The sequence below is a fragment of the Desmonostoc vinosum genome (assembly GCF_059505385.1).
This window is the reverse complement of sequence record NZ_JCACKM010000197.1, coordinates 1-10840: the sequence shown is the minus strand read 5'-3', so window position 1 is coordinate 10840 and position 10840 is coordinate 1. Positions and strand designations below refer to the sequence as shown.

8 protein-coding genes are annotated in these 10840 nt (G+C 43.1%); 3 read left to right on the top strand and 5 right to left on the bottom strand.

Features of this window, described 5'->3' with window-relative positions; genetic code table 11:
• Positions 1–190: 190 nt before the first annotated feature.
• Positions 191–772: a hypothetical protein gene (locus AC5JMF_RS24165; RefSeq protein WP_495798246.1), complete on the top strand. Its 582-nt coding sequence runs from the start codon at positions 191–193 to the stop codon at positions 770–772.
• A 265-nt stretch (positions 773–1037) separates the two neighbouring features.
• Here the strand turns inward: AC5JMF_RS24165 and AC5JMF_RS24160 are convergent, their stop codons facing one another.
• The 3 genes from AC5JMF_RS24160 to AC5JMF_RS24150 all read right to left on the bottom strand — a co-directional run bounded on the left by AC5JMF_RS24160 (position 1038) and on the right by AC5JMF_RS24150 (position 4399).
• A complete protein-coding gene (locus AC5JMF_RS24160) occupies positions 1038–1841 on the bottom strand; it encodes an inositol monophosphatase family protein (protein ID WP_495798245.1) in 804 nt (267 codons plus the stop codon).
• A gap of 130 nt (positions 1842–1971) precedes the next feature.
• On the bottom strand, positions 1972–3933 hold the full coding sequence (locus AC5JMF_RS24155; protein ID WP_495798244.1) for a heavy metal translocating P-type ATPase: 1962 nt from the start codon (positions 3931–3933) through the stop codon (positions 1972–1974).
• Positions 3934–4123: 190 nt separating this feature from the next.
• Complete coding sequence (locus tag AC5JMF_RS24150; protein ID WP_495798243.1) at positions 4124–4399, bottom strand: hypothetical protein; 276 nt, start codon at positions 4397–4399, stop codon at positions 4124–4126.
• Here AC5JMF_RS24150 and modB point away from each other — a divergent pair.
• Both modB and AC5JMF_RS24140 read left to right on the top strand, forming a co-directional pair.
• Positions 4362–6173 (top strand): molybdate ABC transporter permease subunit, encoded by a 1812-nt coding sequence (modB, locus tag AC5JMF_RS24145; RefSeq protein ID WP_495798242.1) that lies wholly within the window; start codon positions 4362–4364, stop codon positions 6171–6173. The two genes, AC5JMF_RS24150 and modB, sit on opposite strands and share 38 nt — an antisense overlap.
• A 175-nt stretch (positions 6174–6348) precedes the next feature.
• The gene (locus tag AC5JMF_RS24140) at positions 6349–6771 is read left to right on the top strand and encodes a hypothetical protein (RefSeq protein ID WP_495798241.1); all 423 of its coding nucleotides are present in this window, start codon (positions 6349–6351) and stop codon (positions 6769–6771) included.
• Between the two features lie 383 nt (positions 6772–7154).
• Here the strand turns inward: AC5JMF_RS24140 and AC5JMF_RS24135 are convergent, their stop codons facing one another.
• Both AC5JMF_RS24135 and AC5JMF_RS24130 read right to left on the bottom strand, forming a co-directional pair.
• Positions 7155–9302 (bottom strand): pentapeptide repeat-containing protein, encoded by a 2148-nt coding sequence (locus tag AC5JMF_RS24135; RefSeq protein WP_495798240.1) that lies wholly within the window; start codon positions 9300–9302, stop codon positions 7155–7157.
• A gap of 125 nt (positions 9303–9427) precedes the next feature.
• The gene (locus AC5JMF_RS24130) at positions 9428–10435 is read right to left on the bottom strand and encodes a zinc-dependent alcohol dehydrogenase family protein (protein ID WP_495798239.1); all 1008 of its coding nucleotides are present in this window, start codon (positions 10433–10435) and stop codon (positions 9428–9430) included.
• Positions 10436–10840: the final 405 nt, after the last annotated feature.

Below are 10840 nucleotides of genomic sequence, written 5' to 3'. Positions count from 1 at the left end.
CTAAACGCCATCGTGTGTAAATACGAAATTCGTTGCGAAAAAGCCGTCCTTCAGCGCAGCGTAGGACGGGGTTTTCAACCCAAATTCTCGATAAAATATTTTGAGACACATTAATAATTCATGTAACTAAACTTTTGTGCAGACATTTAAAAATTTACCAAGTGTTTTAGTATTAGCGATCGCGGGATTGATGAGTAATGCTGGTTCTGTCTTTGCTCAGCAAACTATTCCTGCTTGCCAACCTCCAACTGCCGGGGAGTACCTTTTATTGGTAGTCAGTCCCACAGCAGATAAACGCAAGCAACTGCGTAGCGCCTTACCGCCGGAACTCAAGACTGTTACTTGCCAGTATCTCAACGAAACTGTGACGCGCATAGGAGGATTTAACAGAATCGATGATGCTAATCGTTGGGCGAGATATGTCAGTAGTATTGTAGGATTGTCTGCAATCATTACTACTCGACCATCTGAACCACAGCCAACTCAGCAGCAGCAGCAAACAGTTAGCTATAATCCCCAAGCATTAAAAGAGGGTTATGCAGTACTGGTGGATTATTTTAATCGTCCAGAATTAGCAACTAGCGTACAGCAAACAGTTGGAGGTAACGTCGGTTTTGCCTCCTATGGACAACGCCCTTACTTACTAGCAGTTTATACAACTAACCAAACTGAAGCATACAACACATTACAAAAACTTAATGAACGTGGTTTTTATGCCATCCTAGTTGATAGTCGTAAAGTCATCCTGCTACGCTCAACTGTGCGTCTATAGTCTACAAGAGGGGTGCAGAGGTGTAGGTGTTCAAAACCCTTACAAAAACAGGGAGTAGGGAGTAGGGAGTAGGGAGTAGGAAGTAGGGATACAAAAACATTAAAAACTGTCTTTTGTGGGTTATTGCCCACTGTTAGGAAAAGATTTGTGCCGAGATTGCTTGCAACGAGGCACAATGCGTCCTTACTTCAATCCCACGCCTTAAGGCGTGGGTTCCCTACTCCCTACTCCCACATCGCCACTCCCTACTCCCTACTCCCTATCTTCAACCCAGTGGTCGAACTTGCATCAATTCACGACTGAGGTGGTGATGAATATGACCATTAGTGGCAAGGATTCTGCCTGTATCGATTTTTACAGGAGTGCCGTCATAAGCAGTGACTTTACCGCCAGCTTCTTGTAACAAAATTATCCCAGCTGCGATATCCCAAGGAGAAAGACCTCTTTCCCAGTAACCATCTAGACGCCCACAGGCAACATGGGCTAAATCTAGCGATGCTGAACCGCTACGCCGAACTCCTTGGGTAAGGTGGGTGAGGTGACAAAATTCTGCGTAGTTATTATCTGATGTTTCGCGGCGATCGTAGGCAAAACCTGACACCAAGAGGCTTTTGCTTAATTCAGTTGTTTTTGAAACCTTGATGGGGCGGCGATCGCGTGTTGCGCCTAAATCCGTAGCTGCACGGAATAATTCATTGTGAAATGGGTCGTAAATTACACCAACTTGTGGCACACCATGAATTAATAGCCCAATTGAAACTGCGAAAAATGGGTATTGATGAGCATAGTTAGTTGTGCCGTCTAAAGGATCTATTGCCCAGAGGTATTCATTATCTTGATTACCCAGTTTCCCTGATTCTTCAGCAAGAATAGAGTGTTGGGGAAAGTGACGGTTTAGAACCTCCAAAACCACTGCTTCCGAAGCTTTATCAGCAGCAGTAACTAAATCACCGGGGCGTCCTTTTTCAATCACCACGTCTTCTAACTTACCTAGATAACCTTGCAAAACTGCACCCGCAGCTAGTGCCGCTTCTGTGGCAATGTCAAGGAAAATTTGTAAATTTGTCATTTGTCAGCTGTTGGTGGTTTGTTACCATTTGTTATTGTCTCTCATGGTGTAGAGAATGGGGAATTGGTGTTGTTATTTCTCCCCTGCCTCCCCCACTCTCCTCTGTGCGTCTTTGCGCGAGATAAATCCCCTATTTCAATAATCTCAACCCACTGAGAGTAACCAATACTGTTGAACCTTCATGCCCAATCACACCTATAGGTAGATTCACATTACCTAAAAAATTACCAATCAATAGCAAAACTATAAAACATATAGCGATCGCTATATTCTGTTTTACTACTGTTTGCGATCGCCTGCCCAAATGTATCGCCGCAGTAATCTTCTCTAACTTATCTGCCATCAATACAATATCTGCGGTTTCCAATGCCACGTCACTCCCAGCCACACCCATCGCAATACCCACAGACGCTTGAGCTAAAGCTGGTGCATCATTAATTCCATCCCCCACCATTGCCACAGTTTGATACTGTTTCTGTAAATTACGAATCACATCTAGCTTATCTTCCGGTAAAAGTTCTGCATACACCCGCTCGATACCAACTTCCTGCGCGACACTGTGAGCAGTTCGCTCATTATCCCCCGTTAACATGACAATTTGCTCAACTCCCAATTTCTTTAAGCGGCTAATAGTCGCAGTTGCTGTCACTCTCACCTCGTCGGCAATAGCAATTACACCCATTATTTGGAAGGATGAGGGGGAAATTGTCCCCGCGTCCTTGCGTCCCCGCGTCCCCGTGTCCTCTTCCCGTGCTACCCAAACGACGGTTTTACCTTGTTGTTCCAAATCTGTAGCTTTTTCTCGCAACTCATTCGGTAAATTTGTTACATACTGCTGTACAAAAGCCGCGTTTCCTACAATCACTTTTTGTTCTTGGATAATTCCGACAATACCCCGTCCAGGTAAGGCTTGTACTTCAGTTGCACTCACCCAATCCAAATTAGCAGCCGCTTGAACAATTGCTTTACCAATAGGGTGTTCGGAGCGAGATTCTACAATTGCTGCTGTTTGCAGTACATTATCTTGTGTATATTCACTAGCTGAGATTACTTGCGAGACTTTTACCTGTCCTATTGTGAGAGTACCAGTTTTATCGAAGGCGATCGCTCGCACTCTACCAATTTTCTCTAACTGAGCGCCATTTTTAAACAAAATCCCCGCTCTTGCACCATTGGCAATTCCTGAAAGCAATGTGGGCATAATTGCAGCCATCAATGCACAAGGGGAAGCCACCACCAAAAAAGTTAAGGCACGATAAATCGTGGTTTCCCAGTCCCAACCCCAAATAAACGGTGGTAAAGTTGCCAGTAATATCCCAGCTATCACAATTACCCGCGCATATTCTCGCTCAAATCGCTCGATAAATTGTTGCGAAGGTGGCGCTTCTGTTTGTGCTTGTTCTACTAAGCGAATTACGCGCTGAATCAAACTACTTGACGCTGGTTTATGAAGTTTGAGTTTCAATGCCCCATAACCATTGAGTGTGCCTGCAAATACTTCATCACCTACAGTTTTCTCCACAGGCAAAGACTCACCTGTAATCGCGGCTTGGTTGAGGGTGCTATAACCAGATACAATTACTGCATCAGTGGGAATTAACTCTCCAGGTTTGACAACAATCTCATTACCCACCTTTAATTGAGCGATCGGCAATATTTCCTCTGTTTCTAGATACACAACCCTTGCTGTGTCTGGTGTCAGATTCATCAAACTGCGGATACTGCGCTCAGTATGCCGCATGGCATAGCCTTCTAACGTGCCACTGATGGCAAAAATTAGAATTAAAATTGCCCCATCAATAATTAAATGGTATTCCCTGCGCCATAAACCAAGGCTAGCAGCACCTAAAGCCGCGACAATCATCAGTAAATCGACATCAAGTTCCTTTTCTTTGATTAGGGTAGTCAGTCCCTCACGCGCACTCTCGTAACCACCAATGACGTAAGCGGCAGGTAATAACAGCAGTGCCCACCCCAAAGCGCCAAGATGCAAAGCCAACCATCCAAGAAATAACAGAAACCCGCAAAGCAAAGTTGCTACAGTGTCTGCATGTTCTCTAGTGAATTGAGTTAAACGCTGTGGGTAAAGCATAAGAGTGGAATTAATCAGGACTATTCTCACGCTAAACCGTCAATGGGGATTGGGGACTAGGCACTGGGAAGAGATGCGTGGTGTACACACAAATATTTCATCTAGCACCTAAAATTTCAGAAGTGCATTGCGCTACGCCACAACACACCTTATTGTGATTAATCTATAATTTTTACCAACTTTTTTAACTTTATGTTGGTAAAGTAAGAAATAATGTGGTTCGACTCCGCTCGATTACCGCGTAGCCGAAACGGTAGTTGAATCTCGACTTCGCTCGATTACCGCGTAGCCGAAACTCACCAACCGGGGGATGAGGGAGAAATTTTCTCCGCGTCTCCGTGTCCCCGCGTCCCCGTGTCCCCGCGTCTCCGTATCCCCATGTCTCCGCGTCTCCGTGTCCCCGTGTCCCCGCGTCCCCAACACAAGCTATGCCACTAGATTTATCGCCTCTGTGGATATCACTCAAAACTTCATTACTGGCAACATTTATTACCTTTTTTTTAGGTATTGTTTCTGCCTACTGGATGCTGGGATATCGCGGTAGAGGTAAATCTTTGATTGAGGGTATCTTTATTGCTCCCCTAATTTTACCGCCTACGGTTGTTGGTTTTTTATTGCTGCTATTTTTTGGCAAAAATGGCCCTGTAGGCAAACTCCTAGAGCCATTTAACTTTACCATTGTGTTTACTTGGTACGGTGCAGCGATCGCAGCTACTGTGGTTTCTTTCCCGCTAATGTATAAAACTGCACTTGGAGCTTTTGAGCAAATTGATGGTAGTTTGCTGCAAGTAGCCAGAACCCTTGGAGCTTCAGAAACCACAATCTTTTGGCGAATTAGTTTACCTTTAGCGTTTCCGGGCATTTTAGCAGCCACAACCCTAGCTTTCGCTCGTGCCTTGGGAGAATTCGGTGCAACTTTAATGCTGGCTGGTAATATTCCTGGACAAACACAGACAATTCCCATGGCCATCTATTTTGCCGTGGAAGCAGGAGCAATGGACGAAGCTTGGTTTTGGGCGATCGCAATTATGGTGATTTCTCTATCAGGAATCGTTGCGGTTAACTTTTGGCAAGAGCAAAGGCGGAAGGGGAAGGGGACGCGGGGACGTGGAGACTTGGGGACGTGGGGAGATGACGGTGATGATGCTATTTTATCTACGCACTTATATACAACTGGCTTGCTTGTAGATATTGAAAAACGACTGTCGAGTTTTCATTTACAAGTATCATTCAATACCCAAGAGCAAACATTGGGATTGTTGGGGGGTTCTGGTGCAGGTAAGAGTATGATTTTACGCTGCATTGCAGGGATAGAAACACCAACAAGAGGGCGGATTGTTTTGAATGACAGAGTATTATTTGACTCAGAACAAAGAATTAATTTACTTAGCCGCGATCGCCGAATTGGTTTTTTATTGCAAAACTACGCGTTGTTTCCACATATGACTGTCGCACAAAATATTGCTTTCGGCTTACCCAAGGGACTATCGACTGGGGCTAGACGCGTACAAGCACAAGCGCAACTCATAGCAATGCAATTAGAAGGATTGGGCGATCGTTATCCACACCAACTCTCCGGTGGGCAACAGCAACGGGTAGCTTTAGCAAGAGCATTGGCAAGCCAGCCCGAAGCTATACTTTTAGATGAACCATTCTCCGCACTCGATACCCACCTACGTAGTCAATTAGAGCAACAAATGACAGCAACTTTAGCTGACTATCAAGGTGTAGCTCTATTTGTGACTCATAATATGGAAGAGGCTTACCGAGTTTGCCCCAATTTGTTGGTATTAGAGAATGGTAGAGCAGTTCACCACGGTTCCAAGCACGAGATTTTTGAGCATCCCGCAACTGTCAGTGTTGCTCAACTAACTGGCTGCAAGAACTTCTCTCGTGTTGTTCACCAATCATCGCAACAGCTAAAAGCAATCGATTGGGGTTGCAATTTGCAAGTGATTGAACCAATCAACAACGAAATATCTCACGTTGGTATTCGCGCCCATCAAATCATTTTTACCAACGACTCATCTGGTGAAAACACGTTTACTTGTTGGTTAGCAAGAACAAGTGAAACCCCCCATCGCATGACATTATTTTTAAAGCTGCATTCTGCTGCTGACAATATTCAGGATTATCATTTGCAAGCAGAAGTTTTTAAGGAAAAATGGGTAATGATGAAAGACCAACCTTTTCCTTGGTATGTGCGTTTAGATTCTTTGCACTTGATTTTGATGGATTGACCAAGTAATTCGTAATTCGTAATTCGTAATTCGTAATTCGTAATTCGTAATTCGTAATTCGTAGATACCCAACTTATTTGATAATTCAGGGTTCTTAGTTCTCACGAATGATTTAGGATTGCTATATTGAGGCATAGAACATAACTCTGATTGGTCACTTTTGGATAAACTAGAAATGAGCCATTTTCTAACACTTGTGATTGTTGATCGCACAGAATCAAACCCAGGTAAAAAGGCTGAAGAATTGATGATGCAATATTTTGAAGCAGATGAAGATAATCCATCTTTGCAAGCAAAATGTGACGCATTTGTGATTGGTGGTCGATATGATGGTGTCATTTGGGGTAAAGAGCAGCATTACAATCTCAATCCCCAAGAATTTCAACGTCGATACGGACTAGATAATGTGCAATTAGAAGACAATATTTGCCCGATCTCTACCCTAGCGCCTGATTTAGTTTCATACGCTATCGTTACGCCTGATGGAAAGTGGCACGACCGTAAAGGAAAACTTGATGAAGAATGGCAACAAAACTTCCGAAGTCTTTTATACCAACATCAAGAAAAGATGGTGGTTGCAATTGATTGTCATTTGTAATCTTAGTAATTAACGAGTTCTGTGGGTTTAAGTCCCCCGGTTCTATAACCAGCAAGTTTTGTGTTGGGGTCTGTCTTACAAAGTTGAGGCAGTTGTTCATGGGGGAAACCCCCATGAACAACTGCCGTAAGATCGGAGGAAACCCCCTGGTGACTTTGCGCTAAATCCCTATTACAAAACTTAATTACAAATTACGTTAGCGTTAGCGAGGTACGAGCGTCAGCGGTAGCGAGTCTTCGATAGCGTTAGCGAAGCGGTAGCGAGTCCTCGAGCGTCAGCGTAAAGCCTACGGCATAGCTTCGCTTAGAGCGACACAGGAGCGTCGCGTCATTACGAATTACGAATTACGAATTATTTAACACCAAGTACAATACAAATTATTCTTATTTGAGATAAATCAGCAAATTCAAGCCGGGAATTGTGCGTGAGAGAGTCCACAAAACCAGCGTGATATATAATACGCCCAAACTCCATTGATACCAAGCTAGTGCAGAGATAATACTAGGTAAGTGTTCGTCTCGCAAACGGATGTCATTAAATCCCAATTTCACTAAGTTGTTGAGGCTAAAGTCGTAGTAGTTGAGCCAATTCCAGCGTCGATCCCATAGTAAGTGCATATATCGTTCACGGAACAGCAAATTTCTTGGTATCACTGGTAAACGTCCAATTAGCAATCGTAACTGGCGTAAAGTCCCGTCTTCTGTGAAGTAGGAAACGTCGATTAAATTGTGATAACGTCCTTGTTGATAAAGTCGCAGCAATAAAGCCATCGGTAAGGGGACAATAATAATTAAGAGACATCCCAATGTCAGTAGAGGTTGTTCTGTGTTACGAAAGATAGCTAGCAAGCTTAAAAATGTTAAAAAGCTAAAACTAATCAATATCGAAATGGTTTCGTAATAAGTGGGAACAATTGGTACTGGACGCCAGCGACGATAGCGATCTATTAGCCAAAATAGCCAACCAAAGTAAGCGATCGCTAATCCCCCTACACCAAACACTAACCAAAAATTTGTACCATAACCGCTCAACAGTAGCAATACACTCAAAGCTAACCAATTCCAAGCTTGCAATAACCATCCACCAAAATCAAGAGGTTCGCTGGCAACTAAGCGATCGCTTAATTGGGTATACATTTCTAAATCAATATCTGCTAAAGTCAGCAACTCGCTGCTATTGCGAAACGGTTTGAGTTGACGACGCGAGGCGATCGCTTCTGCTTGAATTGGCGAAAAACCCAGATTGATTAAACTCTTGAAAGAAGCACTGTTAATATTTGTCGCCAACAAACGATGGCTTAATTCTGTTAATCGTAATCGTTGTTTTGTATACTCCAACTGATTAGCATCAGCAATTTGTTGCTGCTGACGAAAATTTTGTCCCAAATTCCGTAAAACGCTTTGATTTCCTTGCAATGTTGGGACGCACAACATCTTACCAATTTGACCTGGATTGCCTAAAATCTTTGCTTGGTTAGAGTTAAAAGTTAAACCAGGAACATTTAAAAAAGCTTCCTGACTAAATCTAGCATCGCTAAAATCTGCTTGATTGAGAATGCTAGCACCACGCAGATTTACAGGTTGGTTAAACTCTGCTTCTCGAAAAATAATAGCTTGCTCAAAAGTCGCTTCTGTCAGAAAGAATAACTGTTCAAAACTTGCTTTAGTAAACTGTGCCTGATTAGAAAAGCGCACACTAGAAAAATCAGCATTCCCTTGCCACTGCACACCACCGAATTGCGCTAACTGCTTGAAATTTGCTTGTGTAAAATTGGCATTATTAACAAATATACTACCAGAGAAATCAGCAGCTTCTTGAAATTGAGTTTGTTTAAAATAAGCCTTATCAAAAAACACACTATTATCAAACTTACTTACTTGCCGAAAGCTAGCCCCATTAAAACTTACAGCACGGCTAAATCTGCTTTCATTCCAATTAGTTAGTTTTAAAAAAATTGCATCTTGAGCATCTATAGACTGAAGAAAAAATGTATTCGGAAACTGCACTTCTCCATTAAAACGAGTTTGCACCAGCGTCAAAGCACCGCGAAAGACAGCGATTTCAGTGGCAGGGGTTGACTGAGTGCCTAAAAGTGAGCGACAATCTTTCGAGTTAGGTAAAGCAATCGCCAGTGATTCCAAACAAATATACCGCAAACGTTCCAGTTGTTCTTGCTCAGAAGCGGTAAAAATAGGAGCGATCGCTTGAGCATACAACGGCGTTCTCAAACCCAACTCGCTACCCGCAAAATCCCCTTGAATCAAAGAGTAACTCAGATCTAAACCCAAAGGTTTTACACCAGTCTTTTGCAGTTCTTTTCGCAACAATTGGTAAAAAGCATCACGAAAGCCAGCATTCTCTGGTCGTAAATCAATCACCATTTGTCGTAAATCTACAGTCGAACTCCCTTCACGGAGTATCGGTGTTCGTAGTCGCTCTTGCAACAATTCCACAGTCAAAGATACACGTTCTGGTTGCGTCTGTACAGCCCCAGCAGATGGAGGAAAAAAACATAAAACGCAAAGGCACACAAAACACAGCCAAGAAACTACTTTGCGTACCCACCGAAGTTCTGATCGGCGGAAGCCCCCGCTCAGACTTCTCTCAGCGTTTAACCTCAGCGCCCCTCTGCGTTGAAAAAATAACTTATACAAATCTATTCATCACTCATCAGCAGAACAATTTTACCTGTGTTAGACCCATTTTCCAGCAACTGATGCGCTCTAGCTGCTTCTTTCAAAGGCAACCTATGACTAACATGGATTTTCAACTTACCCTGATCAATCCAATCAGCACACTCTTGGAGGATCTCTGCATGGTGCTTTAAACTCTCAACCATTCCTAACAACATTGGTGTCAGCATTAATTCTAAACCAATGCGGAGATTACGGTTTCTCGCAGTTTTCCAAACAGTGTTAGCGTTTGGTTCCAAAATCGTCACGATGTCACCATACACACGCACAGCAGGAAAAGTTTTCTGGAAAGTTTCGCCGCCTACAGTGTCAAAAGCCAGATCTACGCCTTCACCGTTAGTCCAATCAAGCGCTGCTTGTACAAAGTCGGTTTGTTTGTATAAAATTACATAATCAGCGCCTAATTGTTGAACGAAATTAGCCTTCTCTTGAGAACTCACAGTAGTAGAAACCGCAGCACCTTTGAGTTTTGCCAACTGAATTGCTACATGACCAACACCGCCAGCCCCAGCATGAATTAGAACTCGTTCCCCAGGTTCCAATCGTCCCCGTTCGTATAAAGCTTCCCAGGCGGTAATTAATACCAAAGGTGCGGCGGCGGCTTCTGCAAAGGAAATAGCAGTGGGCTTTCGCGCTACAAATCGCTCATCAACAATAGTATATTCAGCGTAATTACCTTGGTGTGCGCCTAAGCCACCATAACAAAAATATACTGCGTCCCCTGGGCGAAAACGTTCAACACCAGCACCAACTGCCTCAACGATACCTGCACCATCACACCCTAAAATGGCAGGCAGTGCTTCAGGGTAAAATGTGCCTCGCTGACGTAGTTTGGTGTCAATCGGGTTAACGCCAGCTGCTATTAAACGGATTAAAAGTTCAGTATTTTCTACAGGAACGGTGGGGTTAGGCACTTCCTGAAATTGTAAAACTTCAGGGTTGCCAGGTGCTGTCATTAGCACTGCTTTCATGGTTCTTTCCTCCAGGCTCAAGCTAGATGCACGCTCATTTGCAACTTTAGCGTAATTGAGAGGATATAAAGAATAGGCTGCCCAGACGCTAAAATAAACACACATTTAATAAGCTAAAACATATTTAAAACGAAAGGAATAGATTCTTTCAGCTTATAGATAGATGTCTCAAATTTCTGCAAATAATAACTTAATTAAATCAACGGACAGTAATTGAGGTTTGAAACACAGAATTTAAACCTTAACTCATGCATAGCCACTTGTATTAATAAACGCAAAAGTGGGTCTTGAGAAGACTTTAATCAAAACTAGACTTCAATTTTTCATGAACTTAACATCCAATTTTCATTTGGTCTTTCTTTTTTTCTGAAAGGAGTTAAAGTTACAAAGACTAAAGGGTTACGA